We start from the raw sequence: 22,071 nt of genomic DNA, 5'->3' as shown, positions 1-22,071 counted from the left end.
TTACCACCTAAATAACTTTTGTATTTACATTTCCATCTTTAAATTCAATTTCTAATTCTTCTCCTTTTTTAACATCTTTTGAAGTGGATATAATTTTGCCTTTAATTTTAGTTAAGGTGTATCCTCTTTTTAAAGTTAATAAAGGGTTAAGTATTTCTAATTTTTCTATATTTTTAAAAAATCTATTATTCTTTTTTTGAGTAATTATTTTTGGATTTTTTAAAGTGTAGTTTTCTTTAATTTTTTTTAAATCATGTTTTTTATTATCTAAGTATTCTTTTTGAACATAATTTAAGTGTATTTTTAATTGATTAAATTTATTTGCTTTATCTTTTGCAATATTAATTGTGAAATGGTTTAATCTATTTACTAAATTATCTAAAGTTATTTCATGAGTATTAACTAATTTGTAGGGGTTTTTTAATATGGGGTTTTTACAAATATTATTTACATTTTCTTTTTGCTTTAAAATTTGTGTTGCGATTGCTCTTTTTGATCTTAAACTATAATGATTAACTTCATTTTCAATAGATTTTAGGTCACTAACAGCTAGTTCTGCTGCAGCAGTTGGTGTTGGAGCTCTTAAATCTGCAACAAAATCGATTATTGTATAATCAATTTCATGACCTACTGCACTGATTACAGGTGTTTTACAATTATAAACTGCTCTTGCAACATTTTCGTCATTAAAAGCATTTAAATCTTCTATACTTCCTCCACCCCGCCCAATAATTAATGTATCAAGATTATATTTTTCACTAGCTTTTATTTGTTTAATAATGTTAAAAGATGCTATATCTCCTTGTACTAATGAGGGAAAAATTAATATTTCACAAATTGGGTGTCGTCTGTGTATTGTAGTAATAATGTCTCTAATTGCAGCTCCAGTAGGGGTGGTTATTACACCGATTCTTTTTGGAAATTTAGGGATATTTTTTTTCTTTTCGTTGTCAAATAATCCTTCATTGTTTAATTTTTCTTTTAATTGTTTATAAGCAATGTATAAATCTCCAATCCCATCTTCTGTAACTTTATTTACTTGTAATTGGTATTGTCCATATGCTTCGTATATTTCAACACTGCCTTTTATTAGAACATGCATTCCATCTTTTAATTGAAATTTAAGGGTTTTTAGAACTCTACTGAATATAATTCCTTTTATTTGAGTATTTTTATCTTTTAAAGTGAAGTATCCATGTTTGCTTCGTTTATTAATTTTAAAATTTGATATTTCTCCTTTTATATAAATATTTTTAAGTTGGAAATCAGTATCAATTCTGCGTTTAATTTTTTTTGTAAGTTGTGATACTGTCATATAATCTTCATTCATTTTTTCACCATTGGAGAACTAATATTAATTATAATATTTTTTTGTGCTTAATATAATTTTTTATTTTCGTGTTAATAATGTGGTCTTGGTGTTGTTAATATAATTAAAACAATTAAATTAAATATGTTGAAATTAAAATAATTAAATTAGGTGTTTTTTTATGAGAATTAATAAAAATCTTATAGGTAAAGAAGTACTTGATGCTGAAATACAAATCGTTGGTAAGGTTAATGATGTCATTATTGATGATAATACCTTTGAAATTACGGATATTGTTGTTAAAAAAAGTGGTTTAACTGAACAAATTAAATCTAGTGAAAACATTGTTCCAATAGATTTTGTAAAAACAATTGGTGATAAAGTTTTACTTAAAAGTAATGAAGATATTATTTGATTCTTATGCTTTCTAAAGAATATTTAATTAACTTATTAAAAGAAAATGGGGTGTTTTTAGAAGGAGATTTTACTTTATCTTCTGGTAAAAAAAGTAATTATTATATTAACATGAAAAAGGCGATTACTGAGCCAGAAATATTATCTACTATTTCTAAATTAATTACGAAACTAATTGCTAATGATAATATAAATAAAGTAGCTGGTCCAGCTTTAGGTGCAGTTCCAATAGCTACTGCTGTTTCATTAGAATCTAAAATTCCACTATTGATGATTCGTAAAGAAAAAAAAGGTTATGGTACTTCTAAACTTATTGAAGGGGATCTTAATTCTGGAGATGATGTGGTTGTTGTTGAGGATGTAACAACTACCGGTGGATCTCTTCTTAAAGCTATTAAAGCTATTCAAAAAAATGGTGGGAAAGTTAAAAGAGCTTTTGTTGTTGTCGACAGACAAGAAGGTGCTATTGAAACTTTTAAAAAAGAAGGAATTGAGTTAGAACCTTTAATTAATGTCGATGAATTTTTTGATTAAAAAAATGATGAAAGTTAATTCATCATTTTATTATCTATTTTTTGGCATGATTAACTACATGGGGTAGTTCATCAATTATCATGTTTAAAGCAGTTTTAACAGCATTTGGAGAGCCAGGCATTGAAAAAATTGTTGTCTTTTTGTAAACTCCTGCAGTAGCTCTTGATAATAATGCACCAGAGCCTATTTCTTCATAAGATTCATGTCTAAATATTTCGCCAAAACCATCAATTCTTTTATCAAAAAGTTTTTCAACAGTTTCAACTGTAATATCTCGATTACTTAGTCCAGTTCCTCCAGTTGTTAATATAACATCAATATTTAAAGCTATCATATTTTCAATAGCTTTTATTAATTCTTCTTTTTCATCAGGTATTATTACTCTAGAAGATACTTGATATTTTTTTTCAAGTTCTTCAGTTAAGAATTGTCCAGATAAATCCTCAACTTTAGACTTTCTACTATCACTAAGAGTGATAATTCCACAAGATAAATTTGAAGATGATTCTTTTTGATGTTGTTTAGTGCTTTTACTTCCCATTATATCACAAGATTAATTTTTTCATTTAATTTAATATAGTACTCTTTTTGTTTTAATAATTTTTTGCTGGGGTAGTAAAGAGCACCATATTTTTCCCCATCATTTTCAACATATTCAAGTTTTTCAAGTTTACAAATATGATGATTGATTGTATTGTAGTCTAAACCTAAAATTTTTGACATTTGGTTTAGATTATAGGGTTGCTCAAAAAGAAGATCTATAATCCTGGATGTTGTTTTACCACCTTTTCTGTTTAATAATAGATTGTTCAACTCTTTATTTTTGAAGTTGTAGGTTCCATCCTCCATGATATCACCTTATAATAGTCGTATAAGTTTCTTGACCATTCAATCGAATTTTTTGTTTTACTGATTAATATTTGTGAGTCGTCATAATGTCCATCTTTAAAAAAGAGAGTTAGTGACATGAAATCCTTTGAAAATGTTAAAAATAATTTTAAGGATTTTTCAACTCTAAATATTTTAACTTTTTTGTTGTTCATCAATTCTTTATTGAAAAATTCGTTACTTTTTATTGATTCAAAAATATCATTACTTATAATTAACTCTAATTCTTCTAGTGTATCATTATTTAAAAGATTTATAATATGTTTAAAATGATTTTCAGAATAAATTGGAAGAATCATTTTTAAAGATTTTGCATTTGAAATTAATTTTATGAAATTATTAAATGCATAGGATAAATCACTTGTTGTTGAATTTACATATTCAGCATCCTTTAAGAGATAAATATCTTTAAGAATATCCTCTGGGATATCTTCTAAATCGTGATTGTTCCAGAATAATTTATTTTTATTTATAGAATACCAATTTTCGATTAATTTTCGCATATTTGTGGTAAGTAAATAACCATTAGAGGTTAATTGGTAGTATTTTTGAACCTTTTTTACTAAGTTTATGTTTTCCAATTCTTTTAAGCCATGTAATATTGTTGCTGAAGGTTTGTTTAGCTCATTTCGTAAATCATCTAAATTTTTTGAGTCTTCATAAATGCTTAATAATAATCTTGTTCGCATTGTTGATGTTAAAATGTATTTAATGTTTTTAAATTCATTTTCAAGTTGTTTTTTGGTGTTGCTGTTGGTCATTATGATATACTCTCCTTCATATTCTCAAATAAGTCATCTGCCCATTTTATTGCTTTTAAATTATTTGAAGTTAAGATTCTATTTTGATCAAAACTTCCATCATTTTTAAACAATCCGAGATTCATTGTTGTATCACATATAGCTAAATACAGGTTTATTTCATGTTTATGTGAGAAAATTTTTAAATTTTGATTTTTAACACTCTCCTTTCTTAAATTTTTATCAATATTTATGAGAATTTCTTTTAATAATTCTCTATTAATTATTAAATCCACATTTCCACCATTTTTCAGAGTATTTTCAATTAATTCAGGGTAATCTGGGTGGAGATATGGAAAAATAGCTTTTATGGTGGCAGTTTGGTTTAGGTGATTTTTAATGGTGTTGTGTGTTCGGTATATGTCAATAGGCGTTGCTTCGATTAATTTTGAATCCTTTAAATCAGTTATATTTCGCAATGAATTAATGTTTATGGGAGTAAGGTTATGTTTATCCCATAAATCATTAAATTCATTTATTAATTCTATGCTCATTTTAAAATCCATTAAAGTTTTTAAATAAATTTTAGTAATGGAATTTAAATGAAAAGCATTGTCGATTTTTATAACATGCCCATTTTTCTCTAATTTGGTTAGATTACTTGAAATGGAACTATATGTTATATTTGTTTTTCTAACTAATTCTTTTACACTTGACGGCTGCATGTTCAATTCTTTTAGAATTTTAAGCCGTATTCCTGATTTTGCTAGGAATTTTATTTCATTTGTTATGTTTTTGTTTTCGGCACTCATTTTACAACCTCATTCATTATTTTGAAATTTGTATTTTTTGTAAGGTTTTCATATTATTGAATTTTTACAATTATATTTAAATAGATTTTTCAAATTTCATTCAAAATTTAAATGTGTTGTTTTTCCTAAGATTTATTAATTTGTAAATTAATACTATAATTATGGAAATTTTTTATGTACTTGATGCATCAGCCTTTATAAATGGCTTTCAATTAACCTCGAATAATAATTTTACAGTACCTGAAATTACAACTGAAATTAAAGATTTTCAGTCTAAATTAGCTTTTGACATGGCTCTTGAAGATGGAAAATTGATTATCCAAGATGTACCTACAAAATACATAAAATGTGTCGATAATATTATATTTAAATCAGGTGATATTTTACGTTTATCATTTCCAGATAAAAAATTAATCTCACTTGCATACATGTTTTTTAAAGAAGGTAAAAATGTTAAAGTCATAAGTGATGATTATACTATTCAAAATACTTTAAAAATAATGAAAGTTCCCTATTCTGGGATTATTACACAGGGAATTAAGGAAATATACAATTGGAAAAAAGTATGTAGTGGTTGTAAAAAACAATATAGTGAAGATTATCCTTTTGATGATTGTGAGGTATGTGGATCTAAAATATTTAAGAAAAGAATTAGGGTGAATAAATGAAAATTGGTGTTGTAGTTCATGGTCCTAATATTATTGATTCTGGTTATGCAATTAAATTAATTGAATTATTATCTAATTATGGGAAGGTATCTGCAAGGTTAGGTGGAACAATGGGCAGAACTGCAGTAATAGATGCATCTTTAGAAAATATTATTGATATTTCTAGAAAATTAGTTCCAAGTGATTCTTTAAAAATGTTTAATGATAATGATGTTGATGTAATATTTTTATTAAATTATGGAAAATCTGATGCGACAGGTCATGTTTTTGGATATAAAGTTTATAGTCATTATAAAAACAAAATTAATAAAAATAACATTCCTATAATTCAAATTGAAAGACCAGGTGAGGTTGATGGCAGTGTCATTAATTGGAATAGTGATTGTAAATTAGCTTTTGAAATAGCTAATAAATTAAATTTAGCTATTGTGAAACCAGAAGAGATTTTTAATATGCATATAAAAAATGATGGGGATTTAAATACTCAGGTTGAAAGAATTGTCCATGGTGTAAGTCCTTTTGAAAATATAATGGTCAATAGTGTTGTTATTGGAAAAACTAATTCGGATAAACTTAAACTTATAGCTAAAGATGGATATATTGTTGATATTGTTGGAGGTGAACTTAAAGAACACGGCCTTGAAAAATTAGGAAGGGTTGATTTAAGTAATGCAATTATAAAAACTGGTCTTTTAAGAAAATCTAAAGTTAAACCTCGTATTATTGGAAATAATAAATTAGATAATTTTAAAGTAGCTTTTCTTGACCATGCTGGTGAAGATGTGTATAAATTTAGGGATTGTAACTTAGTAATCACGATTGGTGATGATACAACATTGATTTCATCAGATATTTTATATAGGTTTAATATTCCAATTGTTGGAATTACAGATGGAGATTTAGATAAAGTGGTTGAAAATGGATTTAAAACAAAAAATTCCATTATTTTTGAACTTGAAAGTGGATTTGATGATATTGTTGGTCGCAAAATCAATAAAAAGTTATTCGATAATAAACAGATTATTTATACATTTGAGGGTATAGATGATATTAAATTAGAAATTATTAAAATAATAAAAGATATTAATTGTAAATATAAAATTAACTATTACTAATAAATGGATGTGTTTTTTTGGATTTTGAAAAACTTGTAAAATCAATTCAAGAATTTGAAGGGGTTTCTCGTAAAAGTTCCATTGATAATGTTATTTCTCTTTTAGGCGATGCATACAATGTTTCAGGGGACGTTGTTATTGATATTGGTGATGATGCTTCAGCTATTGATATTGGAAATAATCAAGTTATTTTAGTAGCTGCTGATGGTATATGGGGAAAAATAATGAATGTTAATCCTTATTGGGCTGGATATTGTTCTGTTTTGGTGAATGTCAATGATATTGCTGCAATGGGGGGTAAACCATTAGCTATGGTAAATATAATGTCTATTAGCAATGATGAAATTTATGAAGAGTTGTTAAAAGGAATTAAAGATGGTTGCTTAAAATTTGGTGTTCCAATGGTTGGAGGGCATTTGCATCCTGATGGGGATTGTGATTCATTAGGTGTAGCTATTGTAGGTATTGCTCAAAAAGATAAGCTAATTACTAGTTTTTCTGCAGAAGTTGGTGATAAGATTATAGTAGCTATTGATTTAGATGGCAAATCTCATGAAATGTTTTCTCTAAATTGGGATACTACTTATGATAAAGATAAACAATTAGTTCAGGATCAGATTTCTGCAGTTCAGTATTTAGCTGAAAAAGATTACATTAAATCTGGAAAAGATATTTCAAATCCGGGTATTATTGGAACTTTGGAAATGCTTTTAGAAACATCTAAAAAAGGAGCTATTGTTAATCTAGAAGAAATTCCTAAAAATGATTCTGTTGAGTGGGAAAATTGGTTAAAATCATATCCAGGTTCAGGTTTTGTTTTCACTGCAGATGAGAAGAATTGTAATTATATAAAAGAGTACTTATCTAAGTATTCAATTGTTGCTAATGTCGTTGGTGAGATAACTTCCGGCTCTTCGCTTTATTTAAAATATGATGATAAAAAAATAGAAGTATTTAATCAAGAAAATAATCCAATTTTCTTGTTTAAATGATTTAATTATTTTTTAAGGATTACAAACTTTACAAGGTTGATATCCATTATTTATTGCTGATTCTCTTGAATTAAATGAAATTTTATTTTGCTCATATATTTTTTCTGCCCATCTACAGCTAGGTTTATGGAATTTATCTGAATTCATGCTAGCTACATATTTTCCAGAACTATCTGATGATGTATCAGTTGATTTAGAATGAGCATGCTCATTTATATCTGTACTTCCATTACTCCAAGAATATGGATCAAATTCACTTGGAGGAATGTACATTATTTCTGCAAGACCTTCTTTTAAAAGCATTTCATTTAAATTTTTATCATCAATAATAACAACAGCTAAGGTTCTCCCATACTTGTCTTGTTGTTTAGAATCATCAATATCTAATCCTACTTCTTGATTCATACATAGTTTTTGAACAAAGTATTTAGATACATCTCCACCTTCAACACCATTTTCAGGAGTATTTACTCCAACAAAACGTACTTTTCCAACACCATCTACATAAATTGTATCTCCATCAACAACTCTTGTGCATATTCCACTTACTTCAGCTTCACATTCAGTATCATTATACTTATCTAAAATATTTTTATAAGAACTGTCACTATACTTTGATAAAGGAATGTCATGTGAAAATCCAGTTCCAGTATAGGCATCAACGGCTGAAATGGCACATACAATCATTAATACTCCAATGATAATTAAGATATGTTTTTTTTCAATTTTCATTATTATCCTCCTATTTATTATTAGTATTTTGTGTTTAATTATATTTTTGTTTTTACGAATTAAATATGTAACTATTTTATACTATCAAAGGTATATTTATATTTATTAAAAATTAGTTATTAGGAGATTGTATGTTAATCAAAATTAATGGGGAAGAAATTGATGTGGCAGAGGGTTCTTCAATTAGAGATGTAATTGATAAAACTAATGCTCCTTATTCTCCTAACAGTATTGTTTGTTTGATAAAAGGCAAAGAAGAGCTGGAGAAAAATATTAGCAAATATAAAATTAAGACTAATATAGGTTCAATTATTATACAATTAGATGAATCTGAAGAGGCGAAACCTTTAGTTGATGTTTGGAAAAATAAGTATGAAGAATTTGTTGATTTGTCTATTAGATGGTCTACTCCAAATGAAGTAGCTATTGGTCCTATTGTAACTGAGTTAGAACCTACTTCTGATGAACATAAATATTTTGAGGGAGATGTTGTTTTAAGTTTATCTAGTTTTAGTAATGAATCTACTCATTTAATCATGCTTAAAGAAAATACTACTAATGTATATGCGGTTCCTCCATTCAATAAAGGTATTTTTGCAAAAATTATTGGTGGTAAAAAAACTTTAAATTCTCTAACTGATGATGATAGAATAACAGCTATTGAACCAATAGTTGAAAGAAGCACAACTACTGATAGTGCTTCTGTGTCTGATTTAAATGTTATTTTAGAAGAGGGGAACGAACTATTTACTTATATTTCATTTGATATTGATGAAAACTCGCCAGTTTGTGTTGAACATTTGTTTTCTATTGTTGAATCTGGTAAAATCCAAGTTGACTATGATAGTGAATCTTTTGCAGGTTTTTATGAATTAGAAGGAATTAAAAAACCTAAAGAAAATACAACACTAAGAAATAGGGGAACAATGACCATTAGAAATGATGGTAAAGGTGTTGGAAGACTTTACATTTATAGGCAAAATCGGGTTTTAACTCCAAATCACACGACTGTTGGGCAAGTTGTTCATGGAATGGAACTTATTGATTGTGCAAGGGAAAATGAATATATTACAGTTAAATCAGAGCAACAAAGGTTATTATTATTAAATCATTCACAAGCAGGTGCTGAAGCATTATTAAATGCGGCAGGTGTTGAGCAGATTCGTGAGGGGGTAGTGGCAGATGATGCTTTAATTGTTGAGCAATCACCGAAACATACAATTGATATTTTAAGAGAAGGTAAAGTTGTAACTAAAGCAATTAATAAAGAGGATTTATGCGAAATTAAATTCACGGAAAATGCTCCAAGGTCTGTAAAATACTTTAAATTCTTATCAGGACTTTTAGAAAATCCAATTGGAAGTATTAAAGTTCATTTTTCAGTACCTGGTATGCACATTCTCATTTTTGAGGGTGATAAGAAGTTAGCTAAAGGTCTTATTCCTGAAAACAATCCGACAGATATTGTTCCTTCATGCACAATTGGTATTACGAATATGGCATCAAAAAGTGCTGGTTTAATTGGTGTACGATTTGAAGATAATAAGGAATTTGGACCAACTGCTGAATCATTTAATGCAACTAATATGGTTGGAAAGATTGTTTCAGATCCTAAAAGACTAGAAAAGATTAAAGAAGGAGTTGTAGTTTATGTCACAGAATCTATGTATTAGTCCGAAATTGGGTAAGGAGGATTGGGACCCTGATGTTATTACTCGTATGATTTTTATTGGTCCGGGAGCTCATGTAAGTGAAGCAGAAGTGGCACATGAGTTTCACATGTTAGATTTGCCATTAACAGTTAAAAATACTTGTTATGGAGCTATGATTAGTGGTAAATCTGCAGATGTTTATAAAGCCATTAAGGAAGTAAGAAAATTAGATCCAAATCATATTTTTACTAAAGAGAGAGGTTTTGCTCCAGGTGATCCTAGGAGATGTAGGGGTCATAGATTTGGACCTAGAGAAGGTTTCCATCAAATGGAAAAAGAATATAAAATTTTAGGTTTTGTTTCTGAAGCTTTAGAAAATCCAAAAGAAGTGGAAGTTGAAGAAAAAAAACCAATTGACGTTGACGAATTTAAAGCTATTATGAATGAAGTTTTAGATAAAAAATAGATGATAGGTGAAAAATATGGTGAATATAGCTATTTATCCTCCAAACTCATTAGTGTTGGCAGATTTAATTGAAAGGAAAGGTCATACTCCTTTAGTTCTTCAAAAACAAATTAGGAAAAAAATTAAGGATCCGGAAATTGATTCCCCTCCTATGAATATTACAGAAGAAGATCCTATTAAGGGTCTTAAATATGCTGCTATTGAGGTTCCTTCAGGGGTTCGTGGTAGAATGTCTATTATTGGACCACTTATAGATGATGCAGAAGCAGCTATTATAGTAGATAATGCACCATATGGGTTTGGTTGTATTGGTTGTGCTAGGACTAATGAACTATCAATTTTCTTACTTAGAAATAAAGATATTCCAATTTTAGAACTTACTTATCCTACTAATCAAGATGAAACATATATGATGGTAAATAATATTAATAATTTTGTAGATTCTCTTGAAGAAAGTGAGGAGGAATAATATGGTTAAAATCGCATTAGTTTCATGTGGAACTGAATATAGTGGAATTCAAAAAGAGATTGAAAAGGCAGCTAATAAATTTGGTGCTGAAATTATTCTTCCAGAAATTGATTTAGATTATATTGATGAATCTTATGAAAAATTTGGATTTTCAGCTCAAAGTTCAAGTTTAAAATTAATGATTGCAAGAGCAATGGCTATTGTTGAAGGTAGATGTAAACCTGATGCGGTATTTATTGCAACTTGTTTTAGATGTGCTGAAGCGGCTTTAGTTAGAAATGAAGTAAGACGTTTTATTCAGAATAATACTCGTATTCCTGTGGTTACATATTCATTTACAGAAAGAACAAAAGCAGATGAACTATTTATCCGTATGGAGGCATTAGCTACAACTGTAACACGTAGAAGTATTTTAGCTCGTGAAAAACAAGAAGGACTTACTCTTGGTTTAGACTCTGGTTCCACAACTACAAAAGCAGTATTGATGGAAAACAATCAAGTTATTGGAACTGGTTGGACTGCTACTAAGGATGTTATTGAATCAGCTCAAATTGCAGCATCAGAAGCTTTTGCTAGCACTGATTATGGTTGGGATGATGTTGATGGTATTGGAACAACTGGGTATGGTAGATTTACAATGGGTCAAGAGTTTAAGGCTGAATTGATTCAAGAAGAATTATCTGTAAATGCAAAAGGTGCAGTATATTTAGCAGATTCTCAAAAAGGTGAAGCTACTGTATTAGATATTGGTGGTATGGATAATAAAGTAATAACTGTTAATAATGGTATTCCTGATAATTTTACTATGGGGGGTATTTGTGCAGGTGCATCTGGAAGATTTTTAGATATGACTTCTCGTAGGTTGGATGTGGATATTACTGAATTAGGTCCTCTAGCCGTTAGAGGTGATTGGAGAAAAGCAATGTTAAACAGTTATTGTATTGTGTTTGGTATCCAAGACCTTGTTACTACTCTTGCTGCTGGTGGCTCTAAGGAGGATGTTGCAGCTGCAGCTTGTCATTCTGTATCTGAACAAGTTTATGAACAGCAACTTCAAGAAATTGACATTCGTGAGCCTTTAATTCAAGTAGGAGGAACTAGTTTAATATCTGGTCTTGTTGAAGCTGTAAGTGAAACTTTAGGAGGGATCGATATTATTGTCCCTGAATATTCACAACATATTGGTGCTGTTGGAGCAGCACTTTTAGTATCTGGTATGGGACATAGACATGATTAAATAAATAGGATTGGTTGTATGTTAATCGAATGCTATGATAAAAGTGGTGCAGAAGTTTATGAAATAATTATAAAACAAATTTTTCAAGATTTGGTTTTAGGTGCCTCTGTAGATGACTTAAAAGCTTTTGTTAATCCTGATGAGCCTGTATTTATCTTAGCTATTAAAATGAGGAAGACCTCCAATGCAGTTAATTTTGGTGATGTAGCAATATTTACTTATGATAAAGAAAATGATATTACTAAAATTTTTGTTGAAAATGAGAATTATCTTCCTAATATCTTAAAAGTATTGTGGATGAAATTTTCAAGAGAAGAAATTTATCAACCTACTAGGTATAATCTTGAAATTAAAGGTAATCAAATGAACTTAGAACATATTGTAATTGATGATCCTCATTCAAATCTTCAAAGAAGAATTTATGATGCTGTATTTAGGATATTGCCTGAAGGATTTAAAATCATTAAAGATGTTTCTACTGAGAATATTATTGCAGTTGTATCTACAGATGAACTTATTAAAGATGAATGGCTTGAAAAAGCTAATGAATATATTGATGAATTAAATAGAGGTATTTAGAAAAGTATATAAATTAGTTCGTATCAATAGAAATTAACAGAGTTATATACTAAAGGGGAGTAGTGATATTATGAATGAACATAAAGGTTCAAGATTTGCACACATTACCAAAGCACATCCTTGCTTTAATGAAAAAGTTCATGATAAAGTTGGTAGGGCTCATGTGCCGATTGCACCAAAATGTAATATCTTTTGTAACTTTTGTACTAGGGATATTAATAATGAAGAAGATAGACCTGGAGTTGCCAGTTGTGTTATGAATCCGGATGATGCAATAACTCACATTAACAATGTAACTGCTGATGGTCCTATTTCTGTTGTAGGGGTAGCTGGACCTGGAGATTCATTAGCTAATGAAGAAACTTTTGAATTTTTTGAAAAATTAGCTGAAAAACATCCTGATTTAATTAAATGCATGAGTACTAATGGTCTTTTACTTCCTAAATATGCAGACAAACTTGCAGAATTAGGAGTAAATTCTGTTACTGTAACAATTAATGCAGTTGATCCAGACATTGCTGTTGATATTTATTCTTTCATTAAATATGAAGGAAAAGTATACAAAGGATATGAAGCAGTTAAAATTTTAATTAAAAACCAATTAGATGGTGTTGAAAAAGCAGCAGCTAATGGTATGATTGTTAAGGTTAATTCTGTTTTAATTCCGGGATTAAATGATGAACACATTGTTGATATTGCTAAAGAAGTTAAAAAACGAGGTGCTTCTTTAATGAATATTTTGCCACTCATTCCATTAGCTAAATTGAAAAATTATCCTCGTCCTGATTGTTCCATGATGGAAAAAGTCAGAGATGAAGTTGAAGAAATTATACCAGTATTTAGAGCATGTACTCAATGTAGAGCAGATGCATTTGGAATTCCAGGTAAAAAAAGTGAAGACCATCATTTAGGAATGACTCCACAGAGTCATTACTAATTTTTCTTTTTTTAAAATTTAAATCTTATATCTTTATTTACTTATACTTACAAAATTAGTATTACATACTTTATGGAGGTATAAAATTGAGTAATAAGCATGTTTTATTCTTGCTATCAGTATTTTTGATGGCTATGGTTGTATTAGGTTCGGCTTCTGCATTTGATTTAGGTTCCCTATTTGGTGGAGATAATACTGCAGAAGCTAAAAATATCACTATTGATGGTATAAACTTTCAAATCCCTGCAGGTTTTCAAGAAGATAAGGATTATGCAATAAACAATCAAACAAATTCTAGTAGTGGTGTTTCATACACTACAAATGGAAAAACATTCCAAAATGATAAGGGGGATGTCATTTCTATTGCTGTAGCAGTATATGATGGATATCCTGCTAATGATTCACTAGCAGCATACTTGGGTGGAACTAAAACTACTTTTAATGGTCAATCCGGTTATTTAGTTAATGATACAAATTTATCCATGTTTAACTATGCAAAAAATGAAAAATTGGTTATAATTACAGCTAGTGATGAAAAAATTTATGAAGATGTTGTAATTTAGGTTATTGGTTAATCTAATGCTCTTGCATTAGATCTTATTTTTTTTAATATTTCTCTTTATACATAGTATTTTTTACTTGTTTCTTTTTAAATTATTTGGTTATAGATATAATTCTTTTTTAATGTATGTTTATATTTATAAAAAATTTTAGATATTGTTAATTTATTTTAATAAGAGCTTTAATTAGGGTTTTAAAATTCATATATTCCATTTTGTTTAAATTATATTTAAGATAATATTAATTTTTTAAAGGATAAATCATTAGAATTTTTATTAATTACTTATAATTAATGTGATTTTAGATTTGTTTTTAAAAATTAAACTATTTTGGGAGGTTTTATTAAATAAATAGCTTTATATAGTATTTTCTGATATAATGTTATATTAATACAATAAGTATAGAGAAATGTTATGGAGGTATAATTATTTTGAAAAAACGGACATATTTATTAATATTTATTGTGTTGACGATTTTCTTGTCGATTAGTGCAATTTCTGCAAATGATGAAAATGATACAGATTTATTTTCTGAAAACTTAACTGATAACTCATCTGATGTTTCAACAAATGATGATGAGGTACTTGAAGATTTTAATGATACACTGAAATCTTTTGATGATGAAGTTTTATCTAATTCTTCAAATACAAATACTACATTAGAGGTATTAAATACAAATATATATTATGGATCTGATTATAATATCATTTTAAAAGATTCTAATGGTACAGGTATTTCTAATCAAAAAATAATTATTAAAATAGATACTAAAAATTATGAAGCTACAACTAATTCTAATGGCATGGCAAGTGTAAAACTTTACATTAATCCAGCTTTCTATACAGTGCAAATCTTTTATGAAGGAAACACAAATTATACTAGTGTTAACTTGTCTAGCTATGTTAAAGTACTCCCTACAATAATTTCTAACAATATTAATAAATATTATAAGGGTAGTTCAAAATACATAGCTACATTTTTAACTACACAAGGAAAAACATTAACAAATACTTATGTAAAAATAAAAATTAACGGTAAAACATATACTATTAAGACTAATAATAAAGGAATAGCTAGTTTAGCAATTAATCTTAGACCAGGAACTTACTTTGCATATGCATATGATCCTATTACTGGTTATTCTTTAAAAAATACAGTTAAGGTTTTATCAACAGTTTCAGCAAGTGATATATCTAAAGTTTATCGTGATGGTAAAAAGTTTAGTGCAAAATTTTTAAAAAGTAATGGTAAAGCATTAGCCAATAAATATATCAGGTTTAAGATTAATGGTAAAACCTACAAAGTAAAAACAAATAATAAAGGTGTAGCTGGTTTAAAATTAAATACGCTTAAAAAAGGCACATATAAAATAATATCTTATAATAAAGATGGTTTAACTAAAACTAATAAAGTTATAGTCATTAAAAAATCATCAACTAAACTCACTACTAATTCTTATGTCTTTTTAAAGGCTGATTCTAAATATATAAAAGTTAAATTACTTAATAAGTTTGGATATGCTCCGCCTTCTGGAAAAATTATTAAATTTAAAATTAATGGTAAAACATATAATAAAAAAACAAATTCCAAGGGTATAGCTACTCTTAAGTTGCCAAATTTAGCTAATGGAGCATATACAGTTAAATATAATTTTAAAGGCAATAATTATTATTATTCATCAAGTGCTTCTAATAAAGTCATAATTCTTTCTAATAAAAATTCTGCTTTGTCTGTTAAAAGTACAACTACTTTTGGTCATGGTGCTGGAACACAATTTAAAGTAGCTTTAACTGCAAATAATATTCCAATTGAAAAAAGAACCGTGATTATTAAGGTAAATGGCAATTCTTATAAAAAAATTACTGATAGTAAGGGTATTGTATCGCTTCCTATTAATTTAGCTATTGGTAATTATACTGTTGATTACTCATTTAACGGTGAATCTAAGATAAATCCTGCTAGTGGTAGTACTAATATAACAGTTAAAGAAAGAAATCCAAATTTTATCATTTGGAAAAGCGGAACTTCTGTTTATGAGGGAGCTCATACTTTTAAAGTTTTATTAATGGATAATAGTAGTAAAGTCTTGTCTGGTAAAAGTGTTAAATTAATAGTTAACTCTAAAACCTATTTTGCAACTACTTCATCTAATGGTTATGCTTCATTTTATGTTATTTTAGATTCAGGTAATTTTTCTGCAAATATTCAATTTGCCGGAGATAATTCTTATGCTCCAAGTTCAAATATTACAAAACTTATTGTAAAATCTAAATATATTGCTGTAAACCTTTCAGATATTATTTCTGGTGCAAAATCCTTAAAAAATTATTATGCAAAGTATAATAAACTACCTTCTGAAGTAGTGGCAGGTAAGTGTAGTTATAAAGTAGCCGAATTTTTATATTTGATGAGTAAAGCTATTGATAACTTGGGCAAATCAAAAACCACTCCTGTAACTGCAATTAAAGTAGCTAATCCTACTTTTCCTTCAGGTAATACTATTAATTCAAAAAACTTATCTAAAACAAATTATCTTACTTTAGCTAAAAATGTTGAAAATTATATTAAATCTAATGGTAGAGCTCCAAATTATGCTTCTTCTAGTGTTGGAAACATAATATATCAAGAATTAGCAAATTCATTTTCAAAAATTTTAGATTATTATGCTACAAACAATAAACTACCTAATTATGTAACTATTAATTATAAAATGCAGTATTCAAATAATATTATTACATTAGCTAAACAACTAACAAGTGGATTAACTAGTAATAAAGCAAAAGCAAATGCATTATTTGTATGGGTTAGGGATAATATTGATTATTCATTTTATTATAATACTGTAAAAGGAGCTTCTAAAACATTAATTACCAAATCAGGTAATTGTTGTGATCAAGCTCAACTATTAGTTGCACTTGCGAGGTCTGCAGGATTATCTGCTAGATTTGCAACCGGATACTGTACATTTACTAGTGGAAATACTTATGGGCATGTATGGGTTCAAATTTATGTAAATGGTGCATGGCATGCTTTAGATACAACAAGCAGTAGAAATACTTATAATAAAATAAATAACTGGAATACTGCTTCTTATACTCCAAGAGGAATATACAATACATTACCATATTAATCCTTTTGGATTAATATCTCTTTTTTTAAAACTTTTGTGATTGGTTTTATAATGTACTGATTAATTAATGGGATTTTATAAAACCATTATCCATATATTTGTTTGTATAAACAACTTAGTAACCATTTTAATCAAATCTTATTTAAATGAATGGTAGATAAGGAGAAAAAATAAATAATTGCTATTTTGTTAATAATTCTGCTGCAAATGGTGGTGCTATTGAATGAGAAGTTTTATTGGTAATTTAAGTTCTCTAAAAACAAGAAAATGGAATTGCAGCAATAAAAATTAAGAATCCAAAAGTAGGAAAATACAATATCTAAACACAATACGCAAATCAAAAATAAAAAACACAATTGAAATTAAAAAATAATGGATTAATTTCCTTTGCTTATTTTTTTAAAGGATTTTAACTTAAAAACTTTATTTGATTATTATTTCTCCTAAAACATTAAATAGTTATGAAAATATAATTTTATTAATTATAAGAATTTATGGGAGATAATATGGTTAAAACTTATATTTTTGGACATAAAAGTCCTGATACTGATACTATTACTTCAAGTTTAGTAATGGCTAACTTAGAAAAAGAATTGGGAAATGATGATGCAGTTGCATGTAGATTAGGTAATTTAAACAAAGAAACTGAATATGTTTTAAATTATTTGGGAATTGATGCTCCTCAATTAATTGAAAGTGTTGAAGATGGAGCTAATGTAATTTTAGTTGACCATAACAGCCCTTCTGAATCTATTGATAATTTAGAAAATACTCAAATTTTAAAAGTCATAGATCATCATAAAATTGCATTAAATACTTCTTATCCTTTATTTTATAGATCAGAACCTGTAGGTTGTACTGAAACAATTTTATTTAAATTGTATAAAGAGAATAATGTTGAAATATCAAAAGAAATAGCTACTTTAATGTTATCTGCAATTATTTCAGATACTTTACTTTTAAAGTCTCCAACTACAACTGTTGATGATAAAAAAGCTGTTGAAAAACTCGCAAAAATTGCTGAAATTGATTATAATATCTATGGTTTAGATATGTTAAAAGCAGGAACTGATTTAAGTGGTTTTACAATTGATGAAATTTTAGCTTTAGATGCAAAACAAATTGATTTTAAGAATATTAAATCTATTGTAAACCAAGTTAATACTGCAAGCATTTCTGATGTTTTAGAAATGAAAGATGAGCTTGAAAGGGGTATTAAAAAGATCATTGAAAAAGAAGACTTAGATTTATTCATGCTTTTGATTACTGATATTGTAAACAGTAATTCTCAAGTAATTGTTTTAGGTGAATCTGCTAGTTTAGTTGAAAAAGCATATAATGTTAAATTAGAGGATAATACTGCACTTCTTGAAGGTGTTGTTTCACGTAAAAAACAAGTTGTTCCAATTATGACAGAAAATGCTTAAAGGAGTATATGTTTATGAAAACACTTGAATGGGTAGATAATAAATTAAAGTTAATTGATCAAAGAAAACTTCCAGATACTTTAGAATATATATACTGCAGCAATTATAAAGAAGTGATTGTAGCTATTAAAAATATGACTGTTAGGGGAGCACCAGCTATTGGAGTATCTGCTGCATTTGGAATGGCATTAGCCAGTATTAATGGTGAAAATTTGGATAAAGTTGCTTTAGAAATTAAAGCTGCAAGACCAACTGCGGTTAATTTATTTTGGGCTGTTGATAGGATATTAGCTAGCGATGATCCATTAAGTGAGGCTTTAAAAATGTATCGCGAAGATATGGATACAAATAGAGCTATTGGAAAGTATGGTGCTGAGATAATTGATAATGGAGATACTATTTTAACTCATTGTAATGCAGGGGCACTGGCTTGTGTGGATTATGGAACAGCTTTAGGAGTTATTAGGGCAGCTTATACTCAGGGAAAAAATATTAATGTAATATGTGATGAAACTCGTCCTCGGGGTCAAGGAGCTAGTTTAAGTGTTTGGGAAATGCAACAAGAAAATATTCCAGTTAAATTAATTCCTGATGCAGCATCAGGATTTTTAATGTCTCAGGGATTAATTGATAAAGTGGTTATTGGTGCTGATAGGATTGCTCGTGGCGGTGTTGTAAATAAAGTTGGTTCTTTTATGGTTGCATTAGCTGCAAAACATCATAATATTCCATTTTATGTAGCTGCACCTTATTCTACTTTTGATAATGAAATTTCAATTTTTGATACAGTTATTGAACAAAGAGATGGAGATGAGGTAAGGTATTATGGTGGTGCTAGGATTTGTCCTGAGGGTACGGAGGTTATAAATCCTGCTTTTGATATTACTCCAAAAGAATTAGTTACTGGTATTATTACTGAAAAAGGGATCATTGATCCAATTTAAATGGATTTTATTTTCCCATCAATAGCTACATGCCACATTCCAGGACTTGATGATTTAACTTTACGTGTATTTATTATTTCTACTTCTTTTTTAAATTTTTTTCCAGCTTTTTTTAGCCTTTCTATACCTTGTCCATATGAATCAGAAAATTCATAATAATTAATTATTCCTTCATCTTCAATTAAATTCATTGCAAGGTCAAGAAAATTATAAGCTAATCCAGGTAAGTTCATTATTATCCGGTCATATTTTTGATTAAAGATTTTACTTACTTCATTTATATCTCCGATAATTGGGGTGATATTACCTTTAAGTTTATTAAGTTGGATATTTTCATTTAAATAATTTATAGCTACATCATTAATATCAACGGCTGTTATATCTACATCATTGTTTTTAGCAATCACAATTGGAAACGATCCGATTCCACAAAACATATCCAGTATATTTTCACAGTTTTTAACGCTGTCACTAACTCTTTTTCTCTCAGTAGCAAGTCTAGGTGAAAAATAAACTTCACGGACATTTAATTTTAGTCTTGTGTTATGTTCCTTATGGATTGTAACTGGATTATCAACACCACTTAAAAATTCCAAATCTCTAATCCTAATTGTTCCTTTTATTGCACTTTTTTTCATATAGACAGATTTTCTTTTTGTAAATTCAAGTGTAGCATCACCAATTTTAGATTTTTTTGAATTTAAATTATCAGGAATTTCTAATATTACAATATCTCCAATAATATCAAAAGAAGTTTTTAAATCTTCAATCTCTTCTGCAGACAATTCATCTTTAAGTAATTCTGTAATATTTTTTGGATGTCTTTTTATTTTATCTAAATCAATATCAACTATCTCATATCCATCAATATTTTTATTTATGGCTATAAAACCATATTCGTTTTTGGTTTTAATTTTATAGTTCATATTCATTAGATTTTTTTCCATTAAACTTCTACGAGTGTCATTTAATTTTTTTAATGGAACTTTTACACATTTCATAAAGTTATTTATGTTTAAATTTGTATATATTATATTATGTTTTATTTAGTGGGTTTAGGATTATTTGATGAAAAAGATATTTCACTTAAAGGATTAGAAGCCTTAAGAAATGTTGATAAAATTTATGCTGAATTTTTCACATCTAGATTATTTGGTTCTAATTTTGATAAAATTGAAGAATTGGTTGGTCAAAAAATTGAAGTTTTAATTAGATCTGAAGTTGAAGAAGAATCTAAATTTATTGATGAAGCTTTAAATAGTGATATTGCATTAATAACTGGCGGTGATCCATTAATAGCAACTACTCATAGTGATTTTTTAGTTCAATGTGCAAAAAGAGGAATAAATTATGAAGTAATACATGGATCTTCAATATTATCTTCAGCTCCAGCTATTTCAGGTCTACAAGGTTATAAGTTTGGTAAAGTAACAACTATTCCATTTCCAGATTACAATTTTTATCCTAAATCTCCATATGAAGTTATTGAAGAAAATTTAGCTATGAATTTACATACTTTAGTATTACTTGATATTCAAGCTCATAAAGATAGATATATGACTATAAATGAAGGTTTAGAATATTTAATGAATATTAAAGATAAATTGGATCATGAAGGAGCTATTGTTGAGGATACGTTAGCTATTGGTATTGCACGTGTTGGTTCAAAAGATGTTGTTGTAAAAGCAGGTTATATCAAAGATTTAATTGATTATGACTTTGGTGGTCCTCTTCATTGTATTGTAATTCCAGCTACTCTTCATATTGTCGAAGCGGAATATTTAGTTGAAATAGCTGATGCAAGTCCAGATATATTGGAATAATGTTTGATTTTTAAATTATAACACTAATCTTGTATTGTAGGTGAATTAATCGGAGTTAAATATTAACTTTAAAATATTTTTTTGTTTAATTTGCACTGTTGTAATAACATATTGTTCTATATTTCCAGATTTAGGGGATATATATTTATTTAGTTCAGTTATATTGGTTGCATTTTTAATAACATTCAATAGATTTTGAAGCTGAAACAAAATCTGGATTAATTAGTGAAACTATTATAAACCGTAGTTATTGCAGTAATTATTCTTGTGGTGATTTTCATACTTTCTGATTATCGTGTTGATAATATAACAACTGATAATGGAAATCTTATTATTTGTTAAACATTTTTAATTGAATATGGTGATGGGGAAGTATTATGTTATACTTCACTAATCAATTGGCAGTTGATTTTGGGGATCATAATAGATTGGATTGATATTTAAATAGATATGAAAATTACTTCATATCGTATAATTCATATATTTCTTATATTATTTAAACTTTTTTAAAAAACGACTTTGTTGAAATCCTAATTTAAAATTTTTACTACTCTATCGATGTTGTATATTGCTGTTTTGAGTCTTGTTTCTTTGTTTTGTAGTCTTGTATGTTTACTTTTATTTGTTCCTGAGAATTTTCTT

23 protein-coding genes are annotated in these 22,071 nt (G+C 27.8%); 16 read left to right on the top strand and 7 right to left on the bottom strand.

Annotated elements, in window-relative coordinates; genetic code table 11:
* Positions 1-7 precede the first annotated feature (7 nt).
* The gene (gene xseA / locus MBORA_RS02345; protein WP_063720176.1) at positions 8-1,330 is read right to left on the bottom strand and encodes an exodeoxyribonuclease VII large subunit; all 1,323 of its coding nucleotides are present in this window, start codon (positions 1,328-1,330) and stop codon (positions 8-10) included.
* A gap of 160 nt (positions 1,331-1,490) precedes the next feature.
* On the opposite strand from xseA, the gene MBORA_RS02340 reads away from it, so the two are divergent.
* Together MBORA_RS02340 and pyrE are read left to right on the top strand one after the other, a co-directional pair.
* Entirely contained in the window at positions 1,491-1,724 is a 234-nt protein-coding gene (locus tag MBORA_RS02340; protein WP_042691281.1) for a PRC-barrel domain-containing protein, read from the top strand.
* 5 nt (positions 1,725-1,729) lie between these two features.
* Complete coding sequence (gene pyrE / locus MBORA_RS02335; protein WP_063720210.1) at positions 1,730-2,257, top strand: orotate phosphoribosyltransferase; 528 nt, start codon at positions 1,730-1,732, stop codon at positions 2,255-2,257.
* Between the two features lie 34 nt (positions 2,258-2,291).
* On the opposite strand, the gene MBORA_RS02330 is transcribed toward pyrE, so the two are convergent.
* The 4 genes from MBORA_RS02330 to MBORA_RS02315 are packed head-to-tail and all read right to left on the bottom strand — an operon-like array spanning position 2,292 to position 4,697.
* On the bottom strand, positions 2,292-2,798 hold the full coding sequence (locus MBORA_RS02330; protein WP_042691279.1) for a MogA/MoaB family molybdenum cofactor biosynthesis protein: 507 nt from the start codon (positions 2,796-2,798) through the stop codon (positions 2,292-2,294).
* Complete coding sequence (locus MBORA_RS02325; protein WP_042691277.1) at positions 2,798-3,106, bottom strand: winged helix-turn-helix domain-containing protein; 309 nt, start codon at positions 3,104-3,106, stop codon at positions 2,798-2,800. Before MBORA_RS02325 ends, MBORA_RS02330 begins: the two co-directional genes overlap by 1 nt.
* Positions 3,067-3,906 (bottom strand): helix-turn-helix transcriptional regulator, encoded by an 840-nt coding sequence (locus MBORA_RS02320; RefSeq protein WP_063720175.1) that lies wholly within the window; start codon positions 3,904-3,906, stop codon positions 3,067-3,069. The genes MBORA_RS02325 and MBORA_RS02320 overlap by 40 nt, the downstream gene beginning before the upstream one ends.
* The gene (locus MBORA_RS02315; protein WP_042691274.1) at positions 3,906-4,697 is read right to left on the bottom strand and encodes a helix-turn-helix transcriptional regulator; all 792 of its coding nucleotides are present in this window, start codon (positions 4,695-4,697) and stop codon (positions 3,906-3,908) included. Before MBORA_RS02315 ends, MBORA_RS02320 begins: the two co-directional genes overlap by 1 nt.
* 161 nt (positions 4,698-4,858) lie before the next feature.
* Between MBORA_RS02315 and MBORA_RS02310 the strand changes: the two genes are divergently transcribed.
* Genes MBORA_RS02310 through MBORA_RS02300 form a run of 3 tightly spaced genes read left to right on the top strand, consistent with a single transcriptional unit; the run spans position 4,859 to position 7,472 of the window.
* The gene (locus MBORA_RS02310) at positions 4,859-5,365 is read left to right on the top strand and encodes a PIN domain-containing protein (RefSeq protein WP_042691271.1); all 507 of its coding nucleotides are present in this window, start codon (positions 4,859-4,861) and stop codon (positions 5,363-5,365) included.
* Positions 5,362-6,480 (top strand): DUF2117 domain-containing protein, encoded by a 1,119-nt coding sequence (locus tag MBORA_RS02305; protein WP_042691268.1) that lies wholly within the window; start codon positions 5,362-5,364, stop codon positions 6,478-6,480. Before MBORA_RS02310 ends, MBORA_RS02305 begins: the two co-directional genes overlap by 4 nt.
* 17 nt (positions 6,481-6,497) lie before the next feature.
* Entirely contained in the window at positions 6,498-7,472 is a 975-nt protein-coding gene (locus tag MBORA_RS02300; protein ID WP_042691266.1) for a methanogenesis marker 2 protein, read from the top strand.
* Positions 7,473-7,484: 12 nt separating this feature from the next.
* On the opposite strand, the gene MBORA_RS10785 is transcribed toward MBORA_RS02300, so the two are convergent.
* Entirely contained in the window at positions 7,485-8,204 is a 720-nt protein-coding gene (locus MBORA_RS10785; protein WP_063720174.1) for a thermonuclease family protein, read from the bottom strand.
* 131 nt (positions 8,205-8,335) lie between these two features.
* Here MBORA_RS10785 and mmp3 point away from each other — a divergent pair, with 131 nt between their 5' ends.
* The 10 genes from mmp3 (at position 8,336) to mtnA (ending at position 19,606) form a co-directional block, all read left to right on the top strand.
* Positions 8,336-9,877, top strand: coding sequence for a methyl-coenzyme M reductase-associated protein Mmp3 (gene mmp3, locus MBORA_RS02290; protein WP_042691263.1), 1,542 nt, complete (start codon positions 8,336-8,338; stop codon positions 9,875-9,877).
* A complete protein-coding gene (locus tag MBORA_RS02285) occupies positions 9,855-10,322 on the top strand; it encodes a methanogenesis marker 6 protein (protein WP_063720173.1) in 468 nt (155 codons plus the stop codon). Before mmp3 ends, MBORA_RS02285 begins: the two co-directional genes overlap by 23 nt.
* A 16-nt stretch (positions 10,323-10,338) precedes the next feature.
* Positions 10,339-10,791, top strand: coding sequence for a methanogenesis marker 5 protein (locus MBORA_RS02280; protein ID WP_063720172.1), 453 nt, complete (start codon positions 10,339-10,341; stop codon positions 10,789-10,791).
* A gap of 1 nt (position 10,792) precedes the next feature.
* Positions 10,793-12,028, top strand: a complete 1,236-nt coding sequence (locus MBORA_RS02275) for a methanogenesis marker 15 protein (RefSeq protein ID WP_042691256.1) — start codon at positions 10,793-10,795, stop codon at positions 12,026-12,028.
* A gap of 18 nt (positions 12,029-12,046) precedes the next feature.
* On the top strand, positions 12,047-12,607 hold the full coding sequence (locus tag MBORA_RS02270) for a methanogenesis marker 17 protein (protein WP_042691254.1): 561 nt from the start codon (positions 12,047-12,049) through the stop codon (positions 12,605-12,607).
* A 70-nt stretch (positions 12,608-12,677) separates the two neighbouring features.
* Positions 12,678-13,544 (top strand): radical SAM protein, encoded by an 867-nt coding sequence (locus MBORA_RS02265; protein WP_042691251.1) that lies wholly within the window; start codon positions 12,678-12,680, stop codon positions 13,542-13,544.
* 86 nt (positions 13,545-13,630) lie between these two features.
* Positions 13,631-14,107, top strand: a complete 477-nt coding sequence (locus MBORA_RS02260) for a hypothetical protein (RefSeq protein WP_042691248.1) — start codon at positions 13,631-13,633, stop codon at positions 14,105-14,107.
* A gap of 476 nt (positions 14,108-14,583) precedes the next feature.
* Complete coding sequence (locus tag MBORA_RS02255; protein WP_052331718.1) at positions 14,584-17,235, top strand: transglutaminase domain-containing protein; 2,652 nt, start codon at positions 14,584-14,586, stop codon at positions 17,233-17,235.
* A 506-nt stretch (positions 17,236-17,741) separates the two neighbouring features.
* Complete coding sequence (locus MBORA_RS02250) at positions 17,742-18,662, top strand: manganese-dependent inorganic pyrophosphatase (RefSeq protein WP_081738301.1); 921 nt, start codon at positions 17,742-17,744, stop codon at positions 18,660-18,662.
* A gap of 14 nt (positions 18,663-18,676) precedes the next feature.
* Entirely contained in the window at positions 18,677-19,606 is a 930-nt protein-coding gene (gene mtnA, locus MBORA_RS02245) for an S-methyl-5-thioribose-1-phosphate isomerase (protein ID WP_042691242.1), read from the top strand.
* Here mtnA and MBORA_RS02240 read toward each other — a convergent pair.
* Positions 19,603-20,607: a class I SAM-dependent methyltransferase gene (locus MBORA_RS02240; protein WP_042691239.1), complete on the bottom strand. Its 1,005-nt coding sequence runs from the start codon at positions 20,605-20,607 to the stop codon at positions 19,603-19,605. The genes mtnA and MBORA_RS02240 overlap by 4 nt on opposite strands.
* Before the next feature lie 36 nt (positions 20,608-20,643).
* Between MBORA_RS02240 and dph5 the strand changes: the two genes are divergently transcribed.
* Positions 20,644-21,429 carry a diphthine synthase gene (gene dph5 / locus MBORA_RS02235; RefSeq protein WP_106787292.1) on the top strand — a complete coding sequence of 262 codons (786 nt, stop codon included), beginning with the start codon at positions 20,644-20,646 and terminating at the stop codon, positions 21,427-21,429.
* Positions 21,430-22,071: the final 642 nt, after the last annotated feature.

Source organism: Methanobrevibacter oralis, from assembly GCF_001639275.1.
Taxonomy (GTDB): domain Archaea; phylum Methanobacteriota; class Methanobacteria; order Methanobacteriales; family Methanobacteriaceae; genus Methanocatella; species Methanocatella oralis.
The sequence above is the reverse complement of the archived record's forward strand: the minus strand, read 5'-3'. Positions and strand labels throughout refer to the sequence as shown.

Coding starts and splice junctions, on each gene's coding strand:
- MBORA_RS02240 (WP_042691239.1), bottom strand. CDS start 20,607: ATGAAATGTGTAAAAGTTCCATTAAAAAAATTAAATGACACTCGTAGA.
- mtnA (WP_042691242.1), top strand. CDS start 18,677: ATGAAAACACTTGAATGGGTAGATAATAAATTAAAGTTAATTGATCAA.
- MBORA_RS02265 (WP_042691251.1), top strand. CDS start 12,678: ATGAATGAACATAAAGGTTCAAGATTTGCACACATTACCAAAGCACAT.
- MBORA_RS02285 (WP_063720173.1), top strand. CDS start 9,855: ATGTCACAGAATCTATGTATTAGTCCGAAATTGGGTAAGGAGGATTGG.
- MBORA_RS02310 (WP_042691271.1), top strand. CDS start 4,859: ATGGAAATTTTTTATGTACTTGATGCATCAGCCTTTATAAATGGCTTT.
- MBORA_RS02320 (WP_063720175.1), bottom strand. CDS start 3,906: ATGACCAACAGCAACACCAAAAAACAACTTGAAAATGAATTTAAAAAC.
- MBORA_RS02270 (WP_042691254.1), top strand. CDS start 12,047: ATGTTAATCGAATGCTATGATAAAAGTGGTGCAGAAGTTTATGAAATA.
- pyrE (WP_063720210.1), top strand. CDS start 1,730: ATGCTTTCTAAAGAATATTTAATTAACTTATTAAAAGAAAATGGGGTG.
- MBORA_RS02275 (WP_042691256.1), top strand. CDS start 10,793: ATGGTTAAAATCGCATTAGTTTCATGTGGAACTGAATATAGTGGAATT.
- MBORA_RS02250 (WP_081738301.1), top strand. CDS start 17,742: ATGGTTAAAACTTATATTTTTGGACATAAAAGTCCTGATACTGATACT.
- MBORA_RS02330 (WP_042691279.1), bottom strand. CDS start 2,798: ATGGGAAGTAAAAGCACTAAACAACATCAAAAAGAATCATCTTCAAAT.
- MBORA_RS02280 (WP_063720172.1), top strand. CDS start 10,339: ATGGTGAATATAGCTATTTATCCTCCAAACTCATTAGTGTTGGCAGAT.
- dph5 (WP_106787292.1), top strand. CDS start 20,644: ATGTTTTATTTAGTGGGTTTAGGATTATTTGATGAAAAAGATATTTCA.
- MBORA_RS10785 (WP_063720174.1), bottom strand. CDS start 8,204: ATGAAAATTGAAAAAAAACATATCTTAATTATCATTGGAGTATTAATG.
- mmp3 (WP_042691263.1), top strand. CDS start 8,336: ATGTTAATCAAAATTAATGGGGAAGAAATTGATGTGGCAGAGGGTTCT.
- MBORA_RS02305 (WP_042691268.1), top strand. CDS start 5,362: ATGAAAATTGGTGTTGTAGTTCATGGTCCTAATATTATTGATTCTGGT.
- MBORA_RS02315 (WP_042691274.1), bottom strand. CDS start 4,697: ATGAGTGCCGAAAACAAAAACATAACAAATGAAATAAAATTCCTAGCA.
- MBORA_RS02340 (WP_042691281.1), top strand. CDS start 1,491: ATGAGAATTAATAAAAATCTTATAGGTAAAGAAGTACTTGATGCTGAA.
- xseA (WP_063720176.1), bottom strand. CDS start 1,330: ATGAATGAAGATTATATGACAGTATCACAACTTACAAAAAAAATTAAA.
- MBORA_RS02325 (WP_042691277.1), bottom strand. CDS start 3,106: ATGGAGGATGGAACCTACAACTTCAAAAATAAAGAGTTGAACAATCTA.